This window comes from Streptomyces odontomachi, assembly GCF_024435355.1.
Lineage (GTDB): Bacteria > Actinomycetota > Actinomycetes > Streptomycetales > Streptomycetaceae > Streptomyces > Streptomyces odontomachi.
Genome location: NZ_JAMJWG010000019.1, coordinates 102,176 through 125,235, shown reverse-complemented (window position 1 = coordinate 125,235; position 23,060 = coordinate 102,176). Strand labels below are relative to the sequence as shown.

Here is a 23,060-nt window from a genome sequence, read left to right as displayed (position 1 = left end):
CGCTAATCGTATTCTGCCTGGCCCGCTTCTGAGCTCCGGTCCCCTCTGGCGGGTCAGCGCTCCGGTCAGGCCAGATCATTCTCGTTTATCCATCTTCCGGTGATCTGGTCCTCCTCCACGACACAGCTCGCGTAACAGACCCATTCTCCGCTCGAGTTGCTGCAGTGATATTTGCTCGCGATGGAGTTGCCCTTGTACTTGTACTCGACCACCGAGGAATTCGGTGACGGCGTGCTGTGGGCGGCTGCTTTCTCTACGCTCACCGTGTAGGTTTTCGAACTGGTGTCACATGAAAAGGATCCAGCGGCCACCGGGCTGGGCGCAGTCGTATTCGCCGTGGCCGAGGCGGGAAACGCGCTGATGAAGAGGAGTGTCGATCCGGCCAGAGCGGCCGGGACGAGCCAGGATGACAGGGCCTTACGCATGGTGAGCCTTTCTCGCGTATTGTCTGCGCCTTTCTGTATTGACGCAAACATGACAGGCGGAGCCTAAGAGCGCGTTTTGTGCTCGTCAAGCGATTTTTGAGTGGCTGAATCTGCTATGTGGCCGAAGGCTGCCCGGTGTTGATAGTCCGCGAATGCTCTGCTCAGCCTGGGGCGGAAAGTCTTCCCTCAAGAGGCGGGCACATTGTTCTCTGGCTGGTTTTGAACGCAGTGTCGTTCGTCACGATTCCGCCGTGGCCGTGGCCGTGGCCGTGGCCGTGGCCGTGGTCGTGGCTGTGTTCAAGGCGGGCGTCGTCCGGCTGTCCGACCTGCCGGAGTGTGGGCGCGGCCGGACACACGTCGGCCGGCATCCCAAAGGACGCCGGCCGGGGGAGTGGCAAGGGCTGGTTCAGCCTCCCGTGGGCTCCTCGCCGCTGAGCCGCACCGTGCTGAGGATCTTCTGGACGGTCGCCTCGGGCACCTCGTCCTTGACGCCCTTGGCGCCGACGAAAGTCCAGGAGACGAAATCACCCTTGGAGTTCTTGAACGCGAACGTGGTGGCCTTCCCGTCCGAGTCGCACTTGCCGTCCTTCTTCACGCCCTTGGAGTAGGTGGTTCCCACCGAGCCCTCGATCCCGGCCTTGGTGGTGTACGACTTCACCTTGCCCATCGTCAGCAGTTTCTTGTCGGACTCCTTCTGGTCCGTGTAACCGCCGAAAACCCACCAGGCCGGGTCGTTCTGCGCGGGTGTCTTCGTGTCCTTGGCGCCGTTCTGGCCCTTGGTGCCCACCATGGCGAGGGCGGTGTCGTCCGGGGTGCCGTCGTGATCGTCGTCCGTCGTGCACCACTTCTTCTTGTCGTAGGCGGGTGCGGACATCACGATCAGGGGTGAGCCGTCGGGGTGCTTCTTGTCGGAGAAGCCCACGTCCACGCCGGGCGTGTCCACTTCCCAGTCCGGCGGCACGTCGAAGGCGGTGCCCCAACGCGGGTTCACCACCACCTTCCAGCCCGGGATGGTCGGCTTGACCTTGCTCTCCGTCCCCCGCGGATTGCCGCCACCGGAGGCCGAGGCACTCGGGTTCGCGCTGCTCGAGGAGGAGGTGGACGCCGAAGGGGAGCCGGACGGCTTGGGGTCCGCCTTGTCGTCCTTGTCGCCGCCCAGCACCAGGAAACCCGTGACGCCGGCCGCCACGACGACGGCGCCCACCGCGACCAGGGCCGTGACCATCGTCTTCTTGCGGTCGTCCCGCGGCGGTTGAGGTGAGCCCATCGGCACGGTCGGAGCAGCCCATTGCGGCTGCTGGCCCGGCTGCTGCGGCTGTTGACCCGGCTGCGTGGCATAGGGGTTCTGCTGCTGGTACCCCGGCTGCTGGTACGGGTTGGGTTGCTGGTACCCCGGCTGCTGATAGGGGTTTTGACTCTGATTCTGCGGGTTCTGCTCGCCCCCGGGCGGCTGCTCTCCTGGCCACATGGGTCCTCACCCTAGTGGCGCCGGGGGCACGGTTGGGTCACCGGCCCTCTTCGGCTCCGTACCGGATCCGTGACACCGCCGGCGCGCCGCGCGCGATATTCGGGGTGTGCGTCCGGGGAGGCCGTCGGCAACGTCTACCGGTTTCGGTGGCACGGGCCTGCCGGCGGGGGGTGGCCAGCCGATACTACCGACCAGTAACATCTCGCGCATGACAGTAGAAAGTGCCTCGATGGGCGACATGCTGGCCGCCGCGGTCCCGATGGTGCGCACCTTGAACCTGGAGTTCATCGAGGTCACCCGGGAACGTGCCGTGCTGCGGCTGCCGGACCAGCCCCAGTACCACAACCACATCGGCGGCCCGCACGCCGGCGCCATGTTCACGCTGGCCGAGTCCGCCAGCGGCGCCATCGTGCTCACGGCCTTCGGCGATCAGCTCTCGCGTGCGGTGCCACTCGCGGTACGGGCCGAGATCGGCTACAAGAAACTGGCCATGGGGCCGGTGACCGCCACGGCGACCCTGGGGCGCCCGGTGGCAGAAGTCGTTGCGGAACTCGACGCGGGCGGCCGGCCGGAATTCCCGGTCGCCATCGACCTCCAGCGCGAGGACGGTGCCGTGACGGGCGAGATGACGGTCGTGTGGACGCTGCGGCCGAACGGTTGAGGCGACCGAGCCCTGGGCCCTCGCGGGGGCGAGTGCGGCGCCGGGGGGGGTCGCCGCGGTGCGGGGGCGAGGAGCCGCAGACCCGGCGACGTGGCGGTGCGGGGCGCATGGTGAGAAATCTCCGCTCGACGCCCGCCGCGCCCCATCGGAGCCGTTCCCCCGGGGGTGACCCCCGGTCCGGCACCCGCGTGCCACGTGCGCGCCTTGCGCATGCCTCGTCGTGTTCGAGCCGTCCGGCGGGGATGACCCGGTACGCTGCCTAGGGTGCGCGGGGGATGCGCGGACAGTGGCGGGGGAACCTCTGGTGGCCGTGGAGCTGCGGAGGCCGCGGGTACGCGGGGAATGCGGGAGGATCAGCGTTGGACGTGCAGCAGTGGCTTGCACAGGTACCGGCGATCAGCGTCTATGTCCTGGTGGGCGTGGTCGTCGGCGTGGAGAGCCTGGGCATCCCGCTGCCCGGTGAGATCGTTCTGGTGGCCGCCGCGCTGCTGTCCTCCCAGAAGGGCACCGTCGATCCGGTGGTACTCGGCGCCTGTGCCAGCGCCGGCGCCGTCATCGGCGACTCCATCGGCTACGCCATCGGGCGCAGGGGCGGGCGCCCGCTGCTCGGCTGGCTCGGGCGCACCTTCCCCAAGCACTTCTCGCCCGGCCATGTCGCGGCCGCCGAGCGATCCTTCGAGAAGTGGGGCATGTGGGCGGTCTTCTTCGGTCGCTTCGTGGCCCTGCTGCGGATCTTCGCCGGCCCCCTCGCGGGCGTGCTGCGCATGCCGTACTGGAAGTTCCTCACCGCCAACCTGCTCGGCGGAGTGGTCTGGGCCGGCGGCACGACCGCCGTCATCTACTACGTCGGTGTGGTCGCCGAGCCCTGGCTCAAGCGCTTCTCCTACCTGGGTCTCGCCGTCGCCGTCCTCATCGGTCTGGGCTCCCTGCTGGTCGTGCGGCGCAAGGCCAAGCAGGCCGGCGCAGCCGTCTCCGCCGCCACGGCCGGCGACGATCCGGCGGGCACGCCGGACCACGGCCCGGCAGCCGCCGGTGCCGCTCCGGCCGGGGAAGCGGACCGGGCGGCCGAGACGGTGCCGGGGCCCGGGCAGGGCGGCACCGACTAGGCCCGTCGAGACGGGCCCCGCCGGGACCGGGCCCGTCGAGAGTAGGCAGTGCAGTGCGTTACGCCGCGCCGGGATCGTCCTCGTGTGCGGCGCTGTGCGTCCTGGCCAGCTCCGTGTACACCGTGCCGTTCAGGACGAGACCCGCACGCTCCTCCTCCGTCAGCTGCCGGCGCACCTTCGCGGGCACACCCGCCACCAGGGACCCCGGCGGCACCTGCATGCCCTGGGGCACCAGTGCCTGCGCGGCGACCAGGGAGCCGGCACCGATCACCGCGCCGTTGAGCACGGTGGCCCCCATCCCGATCAGGGAGTCGGGCTCGACCGTGCAGCCGTGCAGGACCGCGTTGTGGCCGATCGACACCCGCTCGCCGATGCTGACCGGGAAACCGGGGTCGGCGTGCACGGTCGCGTTGTCCTGAACGTTGCTGTCCGCGCCGAGCACGATCGGGGCGCAGTCGGCGCGCAACACCGCGCCGTACCAGACGCTGGCGCCCGCCCGCACCGTCACCTCGCCGATCACCACGGACATGGGCGCCACGAACGCCCCCTCGTCGACGGCCGGCTCCTTGCCGCCCACCGCGCTGATCAGTGCTCCCTCGGCCATCGGGCCTCCTTGCTGTGTCATGGCTGCGTCCCCGGGGCGGCAGATGCCGCGTTTCCTTCAGGGCCCGGCCGACGGCCCGGCCGGCGACCGCCCGCTGACCGGGCTCACCGGGTGATCCGCAAGCCAGGCGATGTGTCCGCAGTGTCCGCAGGCTAAGCGATGCGCCGCACCCGCTGGCAGCGTGGGGTACACGGGGCGGGGCGCGCAGGGTGCGGGTACCGGGTGGCATCGGGTGGGGAAGATCGCGGGGTGACCGCGGTGACGGGGGCGGTGCTGAGTACGGTGTGCGGGTGCCGAAGAGCAAGAAGCTGTTCTCGTCCCCGACGACGTGGTGGCGCCGCCTCACGCAGTTCCTCGTCCATGCCGGCTGGGCATGGGCGCGGCGGGCGGGCACGGTGACCAGGGAACATCCCGGGCGGCTGCGGTTCGGCGCGATCGGCGACGGCACCCTGCTGGCGTTCCCGCAGGGCACGGTCTTCGGCGAGCAGTGGATCCGGCTCGGCGGGCACTGCATCATCGCCGAGCAGGTCACCCTCACCGCCGGTCTCGGACCCGGCTTCGACCTCGGTCCCGACCCGCTGCTGCGGATCGGCGACGGTGTGGTGCTGGGGCGCGGCAGCCATGTGATCGCCTACACCAAGGTCACCATCGGCGCCGACTGCTACTTCGGCCCGTACGTGTACGTCACGTCGATGAACCACTCCTACGACGACCCGGACGAGCCGATCGGCCGTCAGTGGCCCCGCAAGGCGCCGGTGGAGATCGGGCCCGGCTGCTGGATCGGCACCGGGGCGGTGATCCTGCCCGGTGCGGTGCTGGGGCGGAACGTGGTCGTCGCCGCGGGCTCGGTGGTGCGTGGCAGGGTGCCGGACCACTGCGTGGTCGCCGGGGCGCCGGCCCGGGTGGTGCGCCGCTGGTGCCCCGACACCGGCTGGCAGCCGCCCCTGCGCACCCCCGCGCCCGAACCGATCCCGGACGGCATGACCGTCGAGGAACTGCTGGAACGGGTGCGGCAGGAGGAGGCGGCCGCCGAGGAGGCCCGACGCGCGGCGGCCGACCCCGTGCCCCTGGCCGGCGACGACGGTGCTGCACGCACCGGGGGCGATGCGACGGACGCGGCCGGGTGGCAGGAACGCGGCGGCGCGGGAAAACGGGCCGTGGCAGGGCGACTCGACCCGGCCGGGGAGCGCGGCGCACCGCCGGCACTGGAGCAGGCCGTGACCGGTGTCGCCCGGCAGGACACCGACCGCCCGGAGCACGACACGGGCAGGGGCGCCGATCGCTTGGTGGCGACGGAGGAGGGCAGGCCCAGCGCCTGATGTACGGGGCTCCGGAGTTCGGAAGCTGCGTACGTCAATCCTGAACCGCCGTGCCGCGGGTCAGCCCGAGGCCAGCAGGACCGCGCCGACGAGGGCGAGCCCGGCCCCCGCCGCCTGGACGCCGCGCAGCCGCTCGCTGAGCACCCCGCGTGCGGCGAGCGCCGTCACCACCGGATACAGCGAGGCGAGCACCGCCGCCACGGTGACCGGGCCGTGCTGGGCGGCGACCGCGTACGTGCCGTTGGCCGCGACGTCGGCGAGACCGACGAAGGTGAGCGCGGGCATCGTGCTCCACAGAGCGTGCGCGGTGACATCCGAGGGGAGCGCGGGGTTTCCGCGGCGCACCGACCGGACCAGCGCCGCGCCACCCACCGCGACGTTGGTCACCCGCTGTACGAACAGGGCGAGGAACAGGCCCGGCACGCTCGTCGAGGCCTCGGAGATCAAGGCCATCACCGCACCGAAGCCGACCGCGGCGAGCAGGGTGAGGGCGATGGCCCGGCGTTGCACCGGCGCACCGCGCCACTGCGGGCCACCGGCCAGCACGACGCCCGCCACCGCCACCGCGATGCCGGCGACCTGGGCGAGGCCCGGCCGCTCGCCGAGCACGAGACCCAGCGCCACCGGCACGGCGACGCCGAGCGAGCCGAGCGGGGAGACGACTCCCATGGGACCGAGGGCCAGTGCCTTGTAGAAGGCGAGCATGGCGACCGGGCCGACCGCGCCCGCGGCCACCGCGAACCACAGGCGCGGGCTGGTGTCGCCCCAGCCGCCCGCGACGGTCACCACCACGCCGAGCACCACGGCCGCAATCGTCTGCGAGACGACGACCACGGTGAGTGCGGGAAACCGCCGGGTGAGCATCCCGCCGCCGAAGTCGGCCAACCCCCAGAGCAGGCTGGTGGCCAGGGCGAAGAGTGCGGTCATGGGGGGTCCTCACAGAAGCAGTACAGTGCGGTGGATCACGAGCGCACTAGACGGTAGTGCATTAAACTGCACTCTAGCATTCAAAATATTGGACGGGACGTGTCGGACCTCGATCAGCTCACGCAGTCGCTGGCGCGCAATCTCAAGCGCTGGCGGGGTGAGCGTGGCTTCACCCTGGACGCGCTCGCCGCACGTGCGGGAGTCAGCCGCGGCATGATCATCCAGATCGAGCAGGCCCGCACCAACCCGAGCGTGGGCACCACCGTCAAACTCGCCGACGCGCTCGGCATCAGCATCACCACACTGCTCGACTACGAGCAGGGACCGCAGGTCCGCCTGGTCCCCCAGGGCCAGGCGGTGGTCATGTGGTCGACCCCGAAGGGCAGCCGTGCCACGCTGCTGGTGGGCGCGGAGAAGCGCGGCCCGCTGGAGCTGTGGTCCTGGCTGCTGATGCCCGGCGACGGCAGCACGTCCGACCCGCACCCGGTGGGCACCGTCGAGTTGCTGCAGGTACAGCAGGGCACGCTCACCCTCGTCGTCGACGGCGTGGAGCACGCGGTGCCGGAAGGCACCTCCGCCACCTTCGAGTCCCATGTGCCGCACGACTACCGCAACGACGGCACGGAGCCGATGCGGATGACGATGGCCGTGTCGGTGCCGCCGCCGCCCTGACTGTTAGCGTGCCGCCATGCGTGCACCCCTCGGAAACTTCGCCGACGCCATCCCCGTTCCCGAGTGCCTGGACCGTCTGGTGGGCCCGGTCGCCGAAGCCGTGCGCCACTGGCGCGGCAGTGTCCCCGCCGAGCAGTTGCTCCTCGTCGACACCGAGCCGGAGTGGGCCGACACCGCGACCTTCGTCGAGCACTACGGGCCCGAGCTGTTGGCGAGCTCGGCGAACTGCGTGGTGGTGGCCGGCAAGCGGGGCGGCGCCACCAGCCTGGCCGCGTGCGTCGTACCGTCCACCACGCGGCTGGACGTCAACGGCGTGGTGCGCCGTCACCTGGGCGTCCGCAAGGCGTCGTTCGCGCCGATGGACACCGCCACCGGCGAGACCGGCATGGAGTACGGCGGTATCACCCCGATCGGCCTGCCGGCGGGCTGGCCGCTGCTGGTGGACTCCGCGGTCGTCGACCTGCCGCACGTGGTGATCGGCAGCGGCGCACGGCGCGGCAAGCTCATCGTGCCCGGCAAGGCGCTGGCCGAACTGCCGGGCGCCGAGGTCCTGGAGCACCTGGGCGGCTGACCGCCGCCACCCGAGGCACGCACCGCCTGAAGCCGCCTCCGGCCGTCGCCCGCAGGCCGGCCGACCACATCCGAATCCCAGCGGAGAGGGACCCGCCATGGCCGTCATGTCACACGTCGAGATCGGGGTGCGCGACCTCACCCGCTCCCAGGAGTTCTACGGGGGACTGCTGGGCTTCACGCCGGTCGCCGCCGAGAGCGGCGGTGACACCCTGCTGATGCAGGCCGGCGCGGCCCGCGTGAAGCTGGTCGAGACGGGACCGGACGGCACACCGAGCGGCTGGGACGGCGATGACCTCCAGTGCGGCTTCCGGCACGTCGGGTTCAAGGTCGACGAGGTCGACTCCCGTATCGCGCGGCTGGTCGAGGCCGGGGTCGAGATCCGCCTCCAGCCGCTCGACGCCTTCGGTGGAGTGCGGCTGGCGTTCTTCGCCGATCCGGACGGCACGCACCTGGAGTTCGTCGCCGGACCGATCCGGTACCAGCCGCTGTGGTCGCCCGAGTTGGCCGCGGAAGAGGAGGCCGGCCTGGGCGCCGGCTGGGACGGCGAGCCGCGCCTGGACCATGTCGCGGTCACCGTCTCCGACGTCGACCGGGCGCTCGCCTACTACCGCGACACCCTCGGCATCCCCGTGGTCGGCCAGCTGGATCGGCGCGGCACGGACGAACGCGGCTTCCTCATCACCTACTTCCGCGCCGGCAGTACCGTGCTGGAGGTCTTCAGCTTCGACGTCGACACCACGCCCAGCCCCTGGCGGCCGGAGCCCGACCTGCTCGGCATCAGGGCGATCGGCGTCGACACCGCCGACCCCGGCGCGACCCGTACCGCGCTGCTCCGGGCCGGCGGCCGCAGCGTCGCCTGGCGCGCCGGCCGGACCGCGGATCTGGTCGCCGACCAGGACCGGGTGATCGCCGACCTGGCCCGGCCGCACCGCGGATGAACCCGCGCGCCCACCCGGGCGACCCGGTAGGCGCACATGCGGGCCGGCGGGGCAGCGGGCCTGGCCCGGCCGACCTCACACCACCTCGCCGCCCACCCCGGAGCGGCCGGCCGGCACCCCGGCGAGTACGACGGTGGTGCGGGCGCGCACGGACGTGCCCAGGACCCCGGCCACGGCGTCCGTGATGGCGCCGATCAGCTGCGCCGGTGCGTCCGGCAGGCTGAGCGCACGTTCGCGCAGGCCGAGCGTCACCACGGGGGCGGGGGTACCGCCGGCGGTCGGCTCGCCGCCGACGCCCCAGCGCCGCCCGGGGATGCCGACCAACTCGACGACCGGCACGAGCGCCTGGGCCCGGGCGCCGAAGACGGCGCCGATGGTGCCGGTGAGCGCCTTGATGAGGCCCCGTTCGACCTCGGTGTCGAGGGCTTCTTCGCAGATCTGGACGGTGAAGTGCGGCATGGTGGGCTCCGTTCGACGGGTGGGTGGCGGGCCGGATGGGCGCGCGGGAGCAGTGGTGGGCGTGTGGCGCCCCACCACCAAGAATTGCTTTTCAAGCAAAGCATATTTGTAACCAAAGAAAAACTGGGAGAGTGGCCGATGTCATCCAGCGGCAGGCGGCGAGGCGGCCCGACGGGCACGGGGCTCGATGTCGACGACGCGGTGCGTGCCCTGCTGCTGCTCATGCCCCGGCTGGTCGGCCGGGCGAAGCGGCTGCGGCCTCCGGAGGAGCTGCGCTCGCTCGCGCCCCGGCACCTGTCGCTGTTGTCGTATCTGCTCTTCGACGGGCCGATGACCGTCAACGAGATGGCCGTCCGCCTGGAGGTGGCGCCGACGACCGTGAGCCTGATGGTCTCGGACCTCAGCCGGCAGGGTGTCCTGGAGCGGCGCGAGGACGCGTCGGACCGGCGCCGGCGCATCATCAGCGTCACCGACGGCATGCGGCAACCCATCGAGGACTGGCTGGCGGGGGGCGCGACGGCCTGGGCGCGTGCGCTGGATCCGCTCACCCCCGAGCAACGCCGGATGTTCGTCGACACCCTGCTCGCCTACGAGGAAGCGGTGACCGGCAGTTGAGCCGGTGGCCGCGGAAACGGTCCGTCGTCCTCGGGGCCGCCGGCCGGAATCGGGCCGTTCCGAGGGGTTCCCCGCCACGCAAAGTTATCTATTGTGATCTCCGCATGAATCCATGATGCCCACCTCTTCGCCCCTGGTCCGTCCGCGGCGGGCCACCGCGAAGGCGGACGAGGGGCGTTCCGGACGAGGCGAGGGCAGCGGAATGAAAGACGAGCAGCGGGCGGGCGAGCCCGGTATCGACGGCGGCGCCGGCGGGCTGGAACGCAGGAGCTTCCTAGGGTTCCTCCTCGCGGCGCCCACCCTGGTGGCCGCAGCGGAGATCGGTGCGACGGCGGCGGCACCGCCCGCCGAGGCGCTGCCCTCCCCGCCCGGCGTCACCGACATCGCCGACCTGAACGACCTGCTCACCGACGCGGCCCTGCCGACCTCCGCCCTGATCACCGTCACCGTCCACGAGGACGGCACCGCCTCCTTCGCGCTGCCGCGCGCCGAGGTCGGGCAGGGCATCACCACCTCCACGGCCATGCTCATCGCCGAGGAACTCGACCTGCCCCTGGAGAAGGTGCGGGTGTCCCTCGCGAACGCCCGCCCCGAGCTGCTGTTCAACCAGCTCACCGGCGGCTCCAACACCACCATCTCGACCTACACCCCGATCCGGGTGGCGGCCGCCACCGCCCGCGGGCAACTGCTGCGCGCCGCCGCGATCGAGCTCGGCGACGAGGTCGCGAACCTGACCACCCACCTGGGCGTGATCACCAGCGCGGCCGGCCGCACGATCGACTACGGGGCCCTCGCAGCCAAGGCCGCCCAGGACACCACGAAGAAGGTCGCGGTCACGCTCAAGGCGCGTGCCGACTTCACCGTGATCGGCACCCCGCGCTCCCGCGTCGACGCCCTGGACGCCGTCACCGGACGCAAGAAGTACGCCATGGACCTCGACGTCCCCGGCGCGCTGCCGACCATGATCTGCCGCCCGCCCACCATCAACGGCAGGGTGCGCTCGGTGCGCAACGCCTCCGAGGTCGCGGCGCTGCCCGGCATCACCGATGTCGCCACCGTCGCCACCGGCGTGGCGGTGCGTGGTGAGACCTTCGGCCAGTGCATCGACGCGGTGCGGGCGCTCGACGTCGACTGGGGCCCGGGCACCGCCGAAGGGGCCTCGGACGCCAGCGTGCTACGGGAACTGAAGGCGGCCGAGATCCCGCTGGTCGTGCCGAAGGTGCCGATCCTCACGAAGACCGTCGACGCGTCCTTCACCTTCAGGTTCCGCAGCAACAGCGCCCTGGAGCCCAACTGCGCCGTCGCGGACGTCCGCGACGGCTCCGCCGAGATCTGGAGCCCGCTGAAGTCGCCCATCGAGGCCCAGCAGGAGATCGCCACCCGGCTCGGCCTGCCGCAACACGCCGTCACCGTGCATGTCACCGAGGGCGGCGGCTCCTTCGGCCGCCGGCTGTTCTCCGACGCGGCGCTGGAGGCCGCTCAGGTGTCGAAGGCGATGGGCAAGCCCGTCAAGCTGATGTGGCACCGCACGGACGACTTCCGGCAGGGCCGCACCCACCCCATGTGCACCTCGCGGATCCGCGCCACCCTGCTGGCGGGCGAGATCCTCACCTACGAACAGCGACAGACGAGCGTCGTCACCGAGTTCGGCCATGGCCTCGGCGAGATGATCACCGCAGCGGCGGCCCGGCTGCCGGTCGGCGACGCGACCTTCTCGCAGACGATCTTCCTGCTGACCCAGGAGATACCGTACGACCTCGGCGTCACCACCCTGCTGCTGAACGAGGCCGACCACGGCTTCAACACCGGCAGCATGCGCAACATCTACTCGCCCGACGTGCGGTGCGCCCAGGAACTGGTCATGGACCGGCTCGCCCACGAGACCCGGCAGGACCCGCTGGCCTTCCGCCGCCGGCTGCTGAAGAAGGACCGGCACCGCGCCGTCCTCGACAAGGTCGCCGAGGTCGGCCAGTGGGGCCGTGCGATGCCGGCCGGCACCGCCCAGGGCATCGCCCTCCACCCCGAGTACAAGGGCGCGGTCGCGGCGCTGGTGGAGATCGACTGCCGGCCCGAGACGGTGAACCGCCCGGTGGAGGGCGAGGCCTACGCCGGACCGCGGGTGACGAAGGTCGTGGTCGCCGTCGACGTCGGCCTGCCCGTCAACCCGCGCGGCCTGGAAGCCCAGATGATGGGCGGCGCCATGGACGGCATCGCCCTGGCGCTCAGCTCCAGCCTGCACCTGAAGGACGGCCACTTCCTGGAAGGCAGCTGGGACAACTACTTCTACACCCGCCAGTGGAACGCCCCGCCCGAACTCCAGGTGATCGTCATGCCGCCGACGACCGACAGCCCCGGCGGCGCGGGCGAGCTGGGGGTGGCCGCCACCTTCGCCGCTGTGGCGTGCGCCTATGCACGCGCCACCGGCACCAGCCCCACGGACCTCACCGAGTTCCCCCTCAACCACGCGGACGACCTGCACTTCGAGCCGCTGCCCAGCACGCCGCCGATCCCGCCCTCGCCCACCGACGGCCTCGCGCACCGCGCCTGACCTCCACGCCCTGGCCCGAGAACTCAACGGAAGGGGCCGCCGTGCCCGACCAGACCTTCATCCTCAACGGCAAGCGCGTCACCGTCGACGTCGCGGACGACGTACGGCTGCTGTGGGTGCTCCGCGACCGCCTTGGCGTCACCGGCCCCAAGTACGGCTGCGGCCTACGGGTCTGCCGGGCCTGCACCAGCCACCTCAACGGCGAGGCGTTCAACCCGTGCGCCGTGCAGGTGAAGGACATCGGCCCCGACGACGAGGTCACCACGATCGAGGGCCTCGCCGACACCGTCGACACCGCACTCCACCCCATGCAGGAGGCCTGGCTGGAGAACGACGTCGCCCAGTGCGGCTACTGCCAGCCCGGCCAGATCATGGCGGCGGTGGACCTGGTGCGCCGAGCTCGCGCGGAGGGCCGCGACATCACCGAGGCCGACCTGGACGCCATCCGCAACGTGTGCCGGTGCGGGACGTACCACCGGATCCGGGAGGCGATTCAGGAGGGGGCGCGGCGGATGGGGTGAGGCACGGTCCGTGGCCCTGCGTCCGGCGGGCCCCGCTCAGTCGACGGCCAGGACGATGGCCTCGGTCGCCGGCCTGGCGCCGGTGTGGCGGTCTTCCAGCCAGGTGAGGGCGGCGGCGGTGCGGCGGAGCGGCTCGGTGAGGTCGCGCCGTGCCAGTCCGGTTCCGTCCGTGTTGAGGTCGTCCGTGCCCGGCTGCACCACGCGCAGGTGTTCCTCCGCGGCGAGACAGGCCACCGCCAAGCGGGCCTTTTGCAGGTCGGGACCCTGCGGTGGGCGATCGCGCCGCAGGATGGGGAGGACGTGGGCCCACACCGTGCGGAGCAGTTTGTCGAACCACACGGCAGAGGGGTGCTCCGCCGTGGCGTTCGCCAACTCCCTGAGGACCCCGGGGAGAGCGTCCAGGAGTTCGTCCGGGTCGACGACCACCGAACGGGACGACGGGTACTCGGGCAGGTGAAAGCGGGTGAGGGCATCCAGGAAGACTGCCCACGGACTTTGCGTACCGAGTGCCGACTCCGTGTGGATCCGGGCCGAGAACTGCGCTGCGGCCAGCGGCAGCACCCGCCCTGTGGCCAGCCGATAGACGGCAGACCTGGCCACGACGACCGGATCGTTCGAGGCGTGCAGGGCCCCGCCCGTCATGTCGGCTGACGTCACCCGCCTGACCAGAGGTTCCAGGACCGGCGCCCTGCCTTGGGCGAGGCGGTCCCTGAGCTTGACTGCCGCCTGGACGGTGATCCCGAGTTCCGCGACCAGTGGATGGGATGCCAGGGTCTCGGCCAGCGCCGACAGCTCACGTACCACGTCCTCCGCGAGAACCAGGGGGAGATCCCCGTCGGACAACGGGTCTTCCCGCCTGGACAGTTCCGCCGCCACGGCGCGCACGCGTGCGAACTCCACGTCGAGGACTGCTCTGCTCCCGATCTCCAGAAAGGCATCGGCGTACCGCGACTCGTTGACGGCGAGGTCCTCCAAGAGGGCCAAGACGTGGGCGAGGACCGAACCGGCTTCGGCGGAGCCGTCGGCCCCCCGCAGGCACGACGACATGACGGCCAACGCGGCATGGGCGCGCAGCGCGACAAGCGTGGCCAGGACATACCGGAAACCGGCGAAGTCCTCGTGGATCCGGCCCGTGAGCTCCCGCGTCGGCAGGGACCGCGGTTCGTTCACCCCGGGCGGCACCCACAGCTGAGGCCGCTCCGCACCGCCGCTTTCGTCGATACACCAGAAGCTGTAGCCGCCTTGGTCACCGGCATCAGCCCTGCCATGGGCCGCGGCGGGCGCCGGTGGACTGAGGATGCCGCGTACCGCAGGATCCCGGGCCTCCTCGACGGTGGGCAGCCGATAGCGGGACTCGCCCCCGACCAGGTCGTTCAGCCAGCCGACAAACGCGAGCGCGTCCTGGCCGCGGACTCCGGTGACGGGACGTCCGGGCTCGCCCGCCGCGGATGCGGAGTCCGGCCGGCGCGCTCCGTGCTCGGCGCGGTCCAGCAGATAGCGCCCGTACACGTCCGGATCCACCGGCGATGCGCACAACCGGCCGTCGTCAGCCGTCCGCAGCACGTGGCGCAGCCGGCGGGTGACCAGCACGCCGTTCATCAGGCGCCGTTCCTCGGCCGTCATGTCCGCCGAGGAGGAGCGGCGTAGCAGATCGTTCAGCCGGGCACGCAGTTCGGGATCGAGTTCGTTGCCCTCGTCTGCGCAGTCGAAGGCCAGCGCGAGGGCCGTGATGGTGCCCGAGTGCAGGCAGGCGGCCACGATCGGTCCGACGTCGGCGCCGGCCGAGTAGAGCAGGGTGCACTCGCGCCACCAGTCGTCGTCGACCGCTTCGGCCAGCAGCCGGCTGAGTCCCTTGTCGCGGATGTGCTCGGCCGCCAGGTATTCCTGGATCGTGAAGTGGGCGAAGGCGAAGACGCCGTTCTCCCGCTCCAGCAGCAGGCCGCTGGTGCCGACGTCGGTCAGGAACTCCTCGGCGGTGAGCGACTCGGATATCCGCGGCAGTATCCCGCCGAGGATGTCCACGCAGTCGTACCGTGAGACGACGGCGGTCCGGCGTTCCATCATGGCGAAGGCGAGCCCCCGCAGCACGGTCTCCTTCTGCGTGCCGCGCGGCTCCACCACGAGCCGTTTCGACGCCTGCCGTCGCCAGAGCATCGCCTGGCAGATCTCGCGGTACAGGTCGGCGCGGGTGCCGGGGAGCGCACCGCGGTAGCGGTGGACGTTCGCGATCATCGTCAGCAGGAGCGGGTTGACCGTGAGGTCGTAGAGATGGGGAGTGGCCCGTAGCCGGGCCTGGAGGTCTGCGGCGCCCTCCTCGGCGCGGAGCCGGATGGCCGTTGCCGTGGAGTCCGCGTCGTGCCGGGCGTGCTGTTCGACCGCCAGGTACCACTTGCCGATGAAGTCGGACACCTGCTGCTCGGTGAAGTGCCGCGTCTGGAGCACGGTGGCGCCCTCCACCGGCGCGCTGCGGTAGCCGTGTGGCCGGGAGGTGAGGACGTAGTCGTTCTGCGGGTAGCTGCTGATCTGCTGCTCCACCCAGGCGACGAGGGTGTGCCGCATGCTCTCTTCGGCCACCTCGTCGAGTCCGTCCAGCAGCACCACGCAGTCGCCGGTGCTCAGCCGGGCCTCGAACCAGCCGGGGGGTTCGCCGTCGCTGATCCGCTGCCCCAGCCCGGACCTGATCGCCTCGGCCAGGGTGAGCCGGGGGTTCTCGGCCAGCTCGGTGACCAGGCTGCGTAAGTACAGCAGCGCCGGCACGCCACGCTGCCGGTCCGCGGGGGCGGCCAGGCAGGCACGGCGGGCCACATGCCGCAGCAGGGTGGTCTTACCGGTACCGGGTGCCCCGACGATGGCCAGCACCCGGGGCTCCGGCCGGTCCAGGAAGTCACCGATGTACCTGCGCTCGTCCGTTCCGCCCGCCATGGCCACGGGGCCCGCTGCGCCCAGCAGGTCCGCTGCGATCCGTCCGGGGGCCTGGAGCGCCAGGCTCACGTCCACGAAGACCTCGTCGAGTTCCGGGGCGAAGGGCCCGATGACCGACAGCCCCCTCTGGTCCATGAACCGCATGCTCGCGGCGAGGTACTCCTTGTACGTACGGTCGAAGCCGCTGAACAGGCGGGCGAGGTGTTGGTCCGCGCTCTCCAGCCAGCCTGCACGTCTGCGCAGCACGAGATCGCGGACGAAGTCCACGGCGAACTTTCCGGCCGTCAGAATCACCCAGTAGAGCAGGAACCCCCCGCAGGCGAGCACGACATGGTGGCGCACCACGTCCCGCCAGACCCCGGCCACCGCCGAGGGCGGTAGCAGGATGGCCGCCAGCCAGGTGAGCTTCGGCAGCAGGGCGCTCTGGCCCGTCGGGGCGGCGGGCCCGGGGGCGCTGGTGTGCTGGTGGGCGGGGGCCGGGCCTGAGGAGTCCCCCGAGGAGTTCCCCGTCGTGGTCACGTCGTGTCCCCCTCATCACGTCGTCGCCCGGACCGTCGGGCGTGGCCGCATGACCGGGGGCGCCATTGTAGGTACGGCGTGCGGTCGCTCGTTCGTCATCGGTCTGAAGAGCGTCCGTGCTGGGGGATGTTGACGCGGATGAGCCCCTGTCCCTCGCGGGCAGGGGCTCCGAAGTGCGTTCCGGTTCGTGCCGGTGGTTGATCGGCCGGGCGATCAGGCCTTGGAGTTCAGAACCGGGTAGTAGCCGCTGGCGTGGCCGGTGGCGGTGGGGTGGTAGGTCTCCCAGCTGGGCGAGACGACCAGGGCGTGCAGCCAGTCGTCGCCGGAGCACAGCTCGTGGCCGGCGAAGGTGGTGCGGACGTCGCCGAAGACGAAGCCGTGGGCGGCGGCACGCGCGGCGATGACGGTGTCGAGCGCGTCGGCCGCCTCGTCGATCTTCTTGTGCTTGGTGTCCGACAGGCCGATGCAGAAGACGCCGAGCTTGTACATGCGCGGGTAGCCGAGGACGACCACCTTGGCGTTGGGCGCCTTGGAGTGGATGGCGTTGTACACCGTGTCCAGGCGGCCGGGCAGGGTGTTCTGGGCGTAGGCCTCCGCCTGGTTGACGCGGTTGACGCAGTCGCTGTCGCTGCCGGTGACGCAGGTGGTCATGGTGTCGGCGAAGCCGGCGTCGTTGCCGCCGATGGTGATGGACACCAGGGTGGTGGCGGAGCTGAGGTGGCCGAGCTGCTTGCCGGTCACGTCCGTGGTGACCGCGCCGGAGCAGGCGTCGTCGTTGAACGAGGACGGCGAGTGGGCGTTCTTCCACAGGTAGGGGTACGCGCTGAAGCTGCGGTGGCAGTCGCCGCTCGCGCTGTCGTAGTTGCCCGCGCCGTTACCGGACGAGTACGAGTCCCCGAGCGCGACGTACACGGCTCCGGCGGCCTGCGCCGGACCGGTGAGCACCAGGCTGATCACCGTGGCGAAGACCAGCGTGGCAAGCGCTGCCAACGACCGTCTCAGTTTCATGGAATCTCCTTGGTCAGGAAAGATTGCTACCCATTGGTAGCAAGCGATCCTGTCCAATGGAAGTGTTCATGCCAAACTCTTTTCGCAGCTTTGGTGACGGGTGTGAGTCGGCATCAGGAATCCGTTGCCGTAGGCGACTTGACGCGCGTCCACCTGTGGTGTGAGTGCGGCACGCCTACTGGTGCGGGAGCGATCGGCGCTGCGATGATGAGCCGTCCGAACGACAATTCGGGGATACGAACTGAATGTGGGAGGCGCCGTGCTGACGACGGCAGAACAGGTTCGTGCGCTCAAGGATGCGGACTTCCGGCAGGGCCTCGCGGAAGAACACGCATGGCACCCGGCGGGGGACCCGGCCGGCGAGGTCTACGTGTCCGCCGGGCAGGCGGCCAACACCTGCGAGACGTACTCCAGTTGTGCGCGCATGTGTAGTTACTGACCCGCCGACACGCGCCGCACCTCCACCCGGAGGTGCGGCGTCCCGCTTTCTGCCGACGAGGGGGACCGCGCCGTGGTGGACGCATCCCGGCTGCGCAGGGCGGCCGCGCGTGCCGTGCCGCCGGGCCTCAGGGGCCGGGCATCGGCCGTCGACGCGTCACTCGGGCCGCGCGCCGACCGGGCGCTGGCACGCTGGCGGGCCCAGCGGCCGTTCGACGAGGACGGGTGGTTCGAGCGCCGGCTGGCCTGCGACGACCTGGACCCCGAGCTGCTGCACGGGCTGTTGACCGAGCCACCGGACGCGCTGGCCGACCGGCTCGGCGCTCCGGAACCATGGGTGCGGCGGATCGCCCTGGCCTTCGAGGACCCACCGCCGCCAGGCGCGCTGGAGATCCCCGACCGGGATGCGTTCGCCGTGGTGGTCGCCCCACTGCTGGCCACCGCCCGCGATCGGCTGTGCGAAGGCATCGCGGCTCTCGGGCCGACCCCGCTCGGCACCCCGGAGGGGATCACCGCGCAGTTGGTGCCGTCCCTGACCGCCGCCGCGCACGCGATGGCGCTGCGTGCCGTGACCGTGGAGCTGCATGTCGCCCGGCTCACCGGCCGGCTGACCGGCGGCACGCCGCGCGAGCGCTACCTCGACTTCGTCAGCCGGCTCGGCGACCCCGCCGAGGCGGTGCGGCTGCTGGCCGAATACCCGGTGCTGGCCCGCCGGCTGACGGTGGCCGCCGAGCAGTGGACCGGCACCCACCTGACGTTCGTCCGCCGGCTCGCCGCCGACCTGCCCAGGATCTCCGCCGTGTTCGCCGCGGGCGCCCCGCTCGGCCGGGTGACCGAGATACGTACCGGCCTCGGTGACGCCCACCGTGGCGGCGCCAGCGTCACCGGCGTGCGTTTCGCGGACGGCACGCACATCGTCTACAAGCCGCGCCCGATCGACGTCGACGTGCACTTCCAGGACCTGCTGCGATGGCTCAACCCGCAGCTTAAGCTGCCGCTGCTCGAGGTGGACCAGCTGCCCGGTGACGGCTACGGCTGGATGGCTCATGTGACCGCCCGGCACTGCCGCGACCATGCGGAACTCCGGGCCTTCTACCACCGCGCCGGTGTGCTGGCCGCACTGCTGTACGTGCTGGACGCGGTCGACTGCCACGCGCAGAACCTCATCGCCGTCGGCGACCAGCCGGTGCTCGTCGACCTGGAGGCGCTGCTCCACCCCGATCTGCGCGAACCCGCCAAGGACCTGTCCGTCTCCGAGCGCCTGGCGCGCCAGGACGCCGCCCACTCGTTGCTGCGGTCGGGCCTGCTGCCGCAGCGGATGTGGGACGAGAACGGCAACGGCGGCACCGACCTGTCCGCGCTCGGCTGGGACCCCGCCCGGCTGCCCCCGCGGGCCGTCCCGCAGGTCGCCGAGGCCGGCACCGACACGATGCACATCGGCTACGCGCCCGCGGAGGTCCAGGCCGCCGACAGCCGCCCCGTCCCCGCCGACCGGCCACTGAGGTTGGCGGACTTCGTGGACGACCTGGACGCCGGGTTCACCGAGGCGTACACCGCCATGGCCGGCGCCAAACCGGCGGTGCGCGGTCTGCTGCGGGCCTTCGCCGCCGACCAGACGCGGCTGCTGCGCCGTGACACCCTCGAGTACCGCAGCCTGCTGTCCGCCGCCCACCATCCCGACCTGCTGCGCGACGCCCTCGACCAGGAACGGCACCTCGACCGGCTGTGGGCGCTGGCCGCCTGGGAGGACAGCGCCGCCGCCTTCCTGGCCCACGAACGCGCCGACCTGCGGAACAACGACATCCCCCTGTTCACCGTGCGCCCCGACAGCACCGACGCGCGCTCCTCCACCGGCGCCCTGATCCCGGCCGTCATCGACCGCCCCGCACTCGACGCCGCGCTCGACAAGCTGGCCGGCCTCGGCACGCAAGACCTGGCACACCAGCGCCAACTGCTCCGCCTGTCGGTGACCACGGCCGCCGGCGCCGGCGAGCCACGCCCCGCATCCGCCGCCCGCGCACCCCGGCCGCCCGCCGAGGCGCCGGAACCCGACACGATCCGCGCCCGCGCCCTGGCCAAGGCCGTCGAGGCCGCCGACCACCTGCTCGACCGGGCCCACCGCGGACCGGCCGACCTGGCCTGGATCGGCCCCAACTGGGTGCCGCCGGGCCGGTGGGTCCCGGCGGAACTCGGCCCGGACCTCTACAGCGGCACCGCCGGCATCACCCTCTTCCTCCACCACCTGGCCCGCCTCACCGGCGAGCCGGCCCACCGACGGGCGGCGCTGGCCGCCGGTGCCACCCTGCGCCGGCAGATCCGACGCCGCGCCGACCGGCTCACCGGCGGCACCAGCGGCGCCGGAGGCATCCTGTACACCCTGGCCCACCTGACCGCCCACCGGCCCGACGCCGAACTGGACGCGCTCGCCGCCACCGTCGTCGCCCGGGTGGCCGCCACCGCGGGCGGCGACGATTCCTACGACGTCATCGGGGGCTGCGCGGGCACCATCGCAGGGCTGGCCGCCTGGGCGGCCCTGCGCCCCGGCGCGGCGGTGACCGATGCTCTCGCGCGCTGCGCCGACCGGCTGGTGGACAGCGCGGTGCCCCAGCCGGCGGGCGGGGTCGGCTGGGTGCCGCGGGCGCTGGCCGAGACCGTCAAGAGACCGCTCGCGGGATTCGCGCACGGCGCGTCCGGCATCGCCTGGGCGCTCGGCCGGGCGGGGACCGTGCTCGGCGACGAACGGCTGCCCACCCTGGCACGCGCAGCACTCGACTACGAGCACACCCTCTTCGACGCCGACGCCGGAAACTGGCGCGACGTACGCATGGACGGTTCGCCGGACGGGCCGTCCCATCCCGTCTACTGGTGCCACGGGGCCGCGGGCATCGCCCTGGCACGCATCGAACTGTGCGCCCTCCTGGACGACGTCACGCGGCTACCCGAAGAGCGTGCGACGGCCCTGGCCACCGTGGTCCGGGACGGATTCGGAGGCAACTTCTCGCTCTGCCACGGCGACCTGGGCAACGCGGACGTCCTGCTGCTGGCGGGCGAGGCCGCACGGGACGCGGCGCTGCGGCACGCCGCCGTGATCCTGGACGGCCTGGAGGAACGCGGCTGGGTGTGCGGCATGCCGCGCGGCGTGCACAGTCCGTCCCTGATGGTGGGCGTGGCCGGAATCGGCTTCGGCCTGCTGCGCCTGGCCGCCCCTGACCGCGTCCCTTCCGTCCTGGCCCTGCAACCGCCCGACCCCGCCCCGCAGCCTCCGGCGTGACGGCTCCGGGGCAGGGCGGACGGCGCACCAGCGCGTCAGGCGGTGGACGTCACTTGAGGTACGGGCCGGCGGTGCCGACCTTGCCGGGGCCGTTGAGCACGTAGGCGCGGAGGTTGCCCTTGCCGGGCGCGGCGATGGCCAGCGTGCCGTCGGTGACCTCGCGGGTGTCTCCGGTGACCACGTCGGTGTAGGTGCCGTGGGGAAGGCCGGTGAAGGTCGCGTCTCCGGTGACGGTGACGGCCGCGAAGCTGTCGGTGCCCCCCGAGGTGTAACGGCGCTTGAAGGCCATCTCACCGGTGACGCCCTCGGTGGAGTACTGGCCCATCTGGAGGGCGGGCACGGCACGGCGGATCTGGTTGAGGCGCTGGAGGTGCTGGACCAGCGGCTTGCCGAGGGTGGTGGCGACCTCGCCGCTGGCGCTGTCGACGACGCCGAAGTCGGAGGCGGTGACGCCGCCTTCGAGATGGTCCCCGTAGTAGGCGCGGCCGGTGGAGGCGAGCGGGCAGGACGGACCGCAGTCGATCTGCTTGCCGGCCTGGAACTCGATCTCCGAGCCGTAGAGCAGGGTCGGCACGCCCCGGAAGGTCCACATCAGCGCCATGTTCTCGGCCCAGGCGTCGGTGCCGCCGGAGTAGCGGGTGCTGCTCTTGTTCGGCCCGTAGTCGTGGGAGTCGACGTACACCACGTTGTAGGTGGCGTCGTTGGTCGAGTCGTCGGAGTCCTTGCCGTTCCGGAAGGCGTTCGGCGCGTCCGAGAAGTTCATGTGCATGCGCATGTCGATGATGTTCATGCCGGAGAACTTCGTGTGGTCGGGCGCGTGGTAGTCGTTTCCGTCCAGGAACGCGTTGTCGCTGGTGGGCTGCTGTCCGGTGCCGAGCTGTTCCTCGTAGTCGTACTGCTCGATCGCCGCCTGCCCGTCGTCGGCGCTGTACTCCTTGCGTTCCTTCCAGGTGTAGAACTGCGCCGAGTGGTTGACCGAGCCGCGGTTCCACTTGTCGTTGACGAAGGCGCCGACCTCACCGAAGACGTAGAAGTCGTCCGCCTTCTGGGCGCCGTACTTCGCCACCAGGTGGTCGTGCAGGGCCGGCAGGAAACGGCGGTTCCAGGTGACCCGCGGGATGTGCACGGCCGTGTCGATGCGGAATCCGTCGACGCCCATGTCGATGTACTTGTTGTAGGCGTCGATCAGGTACTTCTGCACGGTCGCGTTCTCGGTGTTGAAGTCCGCGAGGTCGTCGGCGAGCCAGCAGCTGCGGGAGTCCTCGCCCTCCCAGTTGCCGATCCAGCACTGGTGGTACAGGTCCGCCGGGAACATCCCTGACGTGGGGCTCGGCCACTGGCAGTTGTAGAGGGTCCAGCCCTCGGGACTCTTCTGGCCGGTGGGCGTGCCCCAGTTGCGGCAGGTGTTGCCGGCGGGTTCCTCGGTCGACCAGCGGTCACCGTTGTACGGGTTGCCGTTCTCGTCCTCCTGAAGGGGGTCGTACTCCTTGCCCGCCGCCTTGTCGTCGTAGTACCAGCCCCACTGGTCGTCCTGGACCCCGTAGGCGACCGGGGTGAACAGGCCCTTGGCGCCCCAGCGCGAGCTGTGGTTGTAGACCACGTCCTGGTAGATCTTGATGCCCTTGGCGTGGGCGCGGTCGATCAGGTCCTGGTAGGAGACCCCGTCCGACTCCAGCCGCGGGTCGACGCGGTAGAAGTCGTAGCCGTGGTACCCGTGGTAGTCGTAGTCCGAGCGGTTGAGCACCACGGGCGTGATCCAGATCGCGGAGAAGCCGAGGCCCTTGATGTAGTCCAGCTTGTCGGCCAGGCCCTTGAAGTCGCCGCGGAACATCGGGTCGTCGTTGGCCGCGTTGCCGGACTTCACGTGCTGGTTCCCACCGCGGTCGTTGCCGGTGTCCCCGTCGTAGAAGCGCGCGGTCAGCACGAAGTAGATCGAGTCCCTGCGCGGATCCCCGCCCAGCATCGTCGCCGGCTCGGCCTGCGCCGCCGCCGGTGCGGTCGCGGGGGCGGTTCGGGGGGACGCCACCGGGGACGCGCCGGGGCCGCCGGCCACCAGCAGCCCGGCG

17 protein-coding genes and 2 pseudogenes are annotated in these 23,060 nt (G+C 71.5%); 11 read left to right on the top strand and 8 right to left on the bottom strand.

What is annotated here, in order from left to right:
* Window positions 1-65 precede the first annotated feature (65 nt).
* Both NQO67_RS32155 and NQO67_RS32150 read right to left on the bottom strand, forming a co-directional pair.
* The gene (locus NQO67_RS32155; protein WP_255953876.1) at window positions 66-425 is read right to left on the bottom strand and encodes a hypothetical protein; all 360 of its coding nucleotides are present in this window, start codon (window positions 423-425) and stop codon (window positions 66-68) included.
* A 406-nt stretch (window positions 426-831) separates the two neighbouring features.
* Window positions 832-1,893 (bottom strand): DUF8017 domain-containing protein, encoded by a 1,062-nt coding sequence (locus NQO67_RS32150; RefSeq protein ID WP_255953875.1) that lies wholly within the window; start codon window positions 1,891-1,893, stop codon window positions 832-834.
* 208 nt (window positions 1,894-2,101) lie between these two features.
* Here NQO67_RS32150 and NQO67_RS32145 point away from each other — a divergent pair, with 208 nt between their 5' ends.
* Together NQO67_RS32145 and NQO67_RS32140 are read left to right on the top strand one after the other, a co-directional pair.
* Window positions 2,102-2,554 (top strand): DUF4442 domain-containing protein, encoded by a 453-nt coding sequence (locus NQO67_RS32145; RefSeq protein WP_255953874.1) that lies wholly within the window; start codon window positions 2,102-2,104, stop codon window positions 2,552-2,554.
* A gap of 359 nt (window positions 2,555-2,913) precedes the next feature.
* On the top strand, window positions 2,914-3,660 hold the full coding sequence (locus tag NQO67_RS32140) for a DedA family protein (protein WP_255953873.1): 747 nt from the start codon (window positions 2,914-2,916) through the stop codon (window positions 3,658-3,660).
* A gap of 58 nt (window positions 3,661-3,718) precedes the next feature.
* Here the strand turns inward: NQO67_RS32140 and NQO67_RS32135 are convergent, their stop codons facing one another.
* Entirely contained in the window at window positions 3,719-4,264 is a 546-nt protein-coding gene (locus NQO67_RS32135; RefSeq protein WP_255953872.1) for a gamma carbonic anhydrase family protein, read from the bottom strand.
* 290 nt (window positions 4,265-4,554) lie between these two features.
* Between NQO67_RS32135 and NQO67_RS32130 the strand changes: the two are divergent.
* Window positions 4,555-5,352, top strand: a pseudogene (locus NQO67_RS32130) (acyltransferase); the annotation flags it as partial.
* A gap of 291 nt (window positions 5,353-5,643) precedes the next feature.
* On the opposite strand, the gene NQO67_RS32125 reads toward NQO67_RS32130, so the two are convergent.
* Entirely contained in the window at window positions 5,644-6,510 is an 867-nt protein-coding gene (locus NQO67_RS32125) for a DMT family transporter (RefSeq protein ID WP_255953871.1), read from the bottom strand.
* Window positions 6,511-6,609: 99 nt separating this feature from the next.
* Between NQO67_RS32125 and NQO67_RS32120 the strand changes: the two genes are divergently transcribed.
* The 3 genes from NQO67_RS32120 (at window position 6,610) to NQO67_RS32110 (ending at window position 8,693) form a co-directional block, all read left to right on the top strand.
* Entirely contained in the window at window positions 6,610-7,182 is a 573-nt protein-coding gene (locus tag NQO67_RS32120) for a helix-turn-helix domain-containing protein (protein WP_255953870.1), read from the top strand.
* A 16-nt stretch (window positions 7,183-7,198) separates the two neighbouring features.
* Window positions 7,199-7,753: a YbaK/EbsC family protein gene (locus NQO67_RS32115; RefSeq protein ID WP_255953869.1), complete on the top strand. Its 555-nt coding sequence runs from the start codon at window positions 7,199-7,201 to the stop codon at window positions 7,751-7,753.
* 97 nt (window positions 7,754-7,850) lie between these two features.
* On the top strand, window positions 7,851-8,693 hold the full coding sequence (locus NQO67_RS32110; protein ID WP_255953868.1) for a VOC family protein: 843 nt from the start codon (window positions 7,851-7,853) through the stop codon (window positions 8,691-8,693).
* Window positions 8,694-8,768: 75 nt separating this feature from the next.
* On the opposite strand, the gene NQO67_RS32105 is transcribed toward NQO67_RS32110, so the two are convergent.
* Window positions 8,769-9,152, bottom strand: coding sequence for a tautomerase family protein (locus tag NQO67_RS32105; protein ID WP_255953867.1), 384 nt, complete (start codon window positions 9,150-9,152; stop codon window positions 8,769-8,771).
* A 138-nt stretch (window positions 9,153-9,290) separates the two neighbouring features.
* Between NQO67_RS32105 and NQO67_RS32100 the strand changes: the two genes are divergently transcribed.
* From NQO67_RS32100 to NQO67_RS32090, 3 genes are all read left to right on the top strand, one after another.
* Window positions 9,291-9,767: a MarR family winged helix-turn-helix transcriptional regulator gene (locus NQO67_RS32100; protein ID WP_255953866.1), complete on the top strand. Its 477-nt coding sequence runs from the start codon at window positions 9,291-9,293 to the stop codon at window positions 9,765-9,767.
* A 202-nt stretch (window positions 9,768-9,969) separates the two neighbouring features.
* The gene (locus tag NQO67_RS32095) at window positions 9,970-12,315 is read left to right on the top strand and encodes a molybdopterin cofactor-binding domain-containing protein (RefSeq protein ID WP_255953935.1); all 2,346 of its coding nucleotides are present in this window, start codon (window positions 9,970-9,972) and stop codon (window positions 12,313-12,315) included.
* A 41-nt stretch (window positions 12,316-12,356) separates the two neighbouring features.
* On the top strand, window positions 12,357-12,836 hold the full coding sequence (locus NQO67_RS32090; protein WP_255953865.1) for a (2Fe-2S)-binding protein: 480 nt from the start codon (window positions 12,357-12,359) through the stop codon (window positions 12,834-12,836).
* A gap of 36 nt (window positions 12,837-12,872) precedes the next feature.
* On the opposite strand, the gene NQO67_RS32085 is transcribed toward NQO67_RS32090, so the two are convergent.
* Complete coding sequence (locus NQO67_RS32085; RefSeq protein WP_255953864.1) at window positions 12,873-16,277, bottom strand: NACHT domain-containing protein; 3,405 nt, start codon at window positions 16,275-16,277, stop codon at window positions 12,873-12,875.
* A 213-nt stretch (window positions 16,278-16,490) separates the two neighbouring features.
* Entirely contained in the window at window positions 16,491-17,285 is a 795-nt protein-coding gene (locus NQO67_RS32080) for an SGNH/GDSL hydrolase family protein (protein WP_255953863.1), read from the bottom strand.
* 259 nt (window positions 17,286-17,544) lie between these two features.
* Here NQO67_RS32080 and NQO67_RS32075 point away from each other — a divergent pair, with 259 nt between their 5' ends.
* Together NQO67_RS32075 and NQO67_RS32070 are read left to right on the top strand one after the other, a co-directional pair.
* Window positions 17,545-17,724, top strand: a complete 180-nt coding sequence (locus NQO67_RS32075; protein ID WP_255953862.1) for a hypothetical protein — start codon at window positions 17,545-17,547, stop codon at window positions 17,722-17,724.
* Between the two features lie 72 nt (window positions 17,725-17,796).
* The gene (locus NQO67_RS32070) at window positions 17,797-20,994 is read left to right on the top strand and encodes a type 2 lanthipeptide synthetase LanM family protein (RefSeq protein WP_255953861.1); all 3,198 of its coding nucleotides are present in this window, start codon (window positions 17,797-17,799) and stop codon (window positions 20,992-20,994) included.
* A gap of 49 nt (window positions 20,995-21,043) precedes the next feature.
* On the opposite strand, the pseudogene NQO67_RS32065 reads toward NQO67_RS32070, so the two are convergent.
* Window positions 21,044-23,014 (bottom strand): annotated as a pseudogene (locus NQO67_RS32065) (alpha-amylase family glycosyl hydrolase); the annotation flags it as partial.
* Window positions 23,015-23,060 lie beyond the last annotated feature (46 nt).

What these genes read in the sequence shown, in the direction of transcription:
- NQO67_RS32115 (WP_255953869.1), top strand. Translation starts at nt 7,199, where the DNA reads ATGCGTGCACCCCTCGGAAACTTCGCCGACGCCATCCCCGTTCCCGAG.
- NQO67_RS32125 (WP_255953871.1), bottom strand. Translation starts at nt 6,510, where the DNA reads ATGACCGCACTCTTCGCCCTGGCCACCAGCCTGCTCTGGGGGTTGGCC.
- NQO67_RS32110 (WP_255953868.1), top strand. Translation starts at nt 7,851, where the DNA reads ATGGCCGTCATGTCACACGTCGAGATCGGGGTGCGCGACCTCACCCGC.
- NQO67_RS32100 (WP_255953866.1), top strand. Translation starts at nt 9,291, where the DNA reads ATGTCATCCAGCGGCAGGCGGCGAGGCGGCCCGACGGGCACGGGGCTC.
- NQO67_RS32105 (WP_255953867.1), bottom strand. Translation starts at nt 9,152, where the DNA reads ATGCCGCACTTCACCGTCCAGATCTGCGAAGAAGCCCTCGACACCGAG.
- NQO67_RS32145 (WP_255953874.1), top strand. Translation starts at nt 2,102, where the DNA reads ATGACAGTAGAAAGTGCCTCGATGGGCGACATGCTGGCCGCCGCGGTC.
- NQO67_RS32150 (WP_255953875.1), bottom strand. Translation starts at nt 1,893, where the DNA reads ATGTGGCCAGGAGAGCAGCCGCCCGGGGGCGAGCAGAACCCGCAGAAT.
- NQO67_RS32080 (WP_255953863.1), bottom strand. Translation starts at nt 17,285, where the DNA reads ATGAAACTGAGACGGTCGTTGGCAGCGCTTGCCACGCTGGTCTTCGCC.
- NQO67_RS32095 (WP_255953935.1), top strand. Translation starts at nt 9,970, where the DNA reads ATGAAAGACGAGCAGCGGGCGGGCGAGCCCGGTATCGACGGCGGCGCC.
- NQO67_RS32155 (WP_255953876.1), bottom strand. Translation starts at nt 425, where the DNA reads ATGCGTAAGGCCCTGTCATCCTGGCTCGTCCCGGCCGCTCTGGCCGGA.
- NQO67_RS32135 (WP_255953872.1), bottom strand. Translation starts at nt 4,264, where the DNA reads ATGGCCGAGGGAGCACTGATCAGCGCGGTGGGCGGCAAGGAGCCGGCC.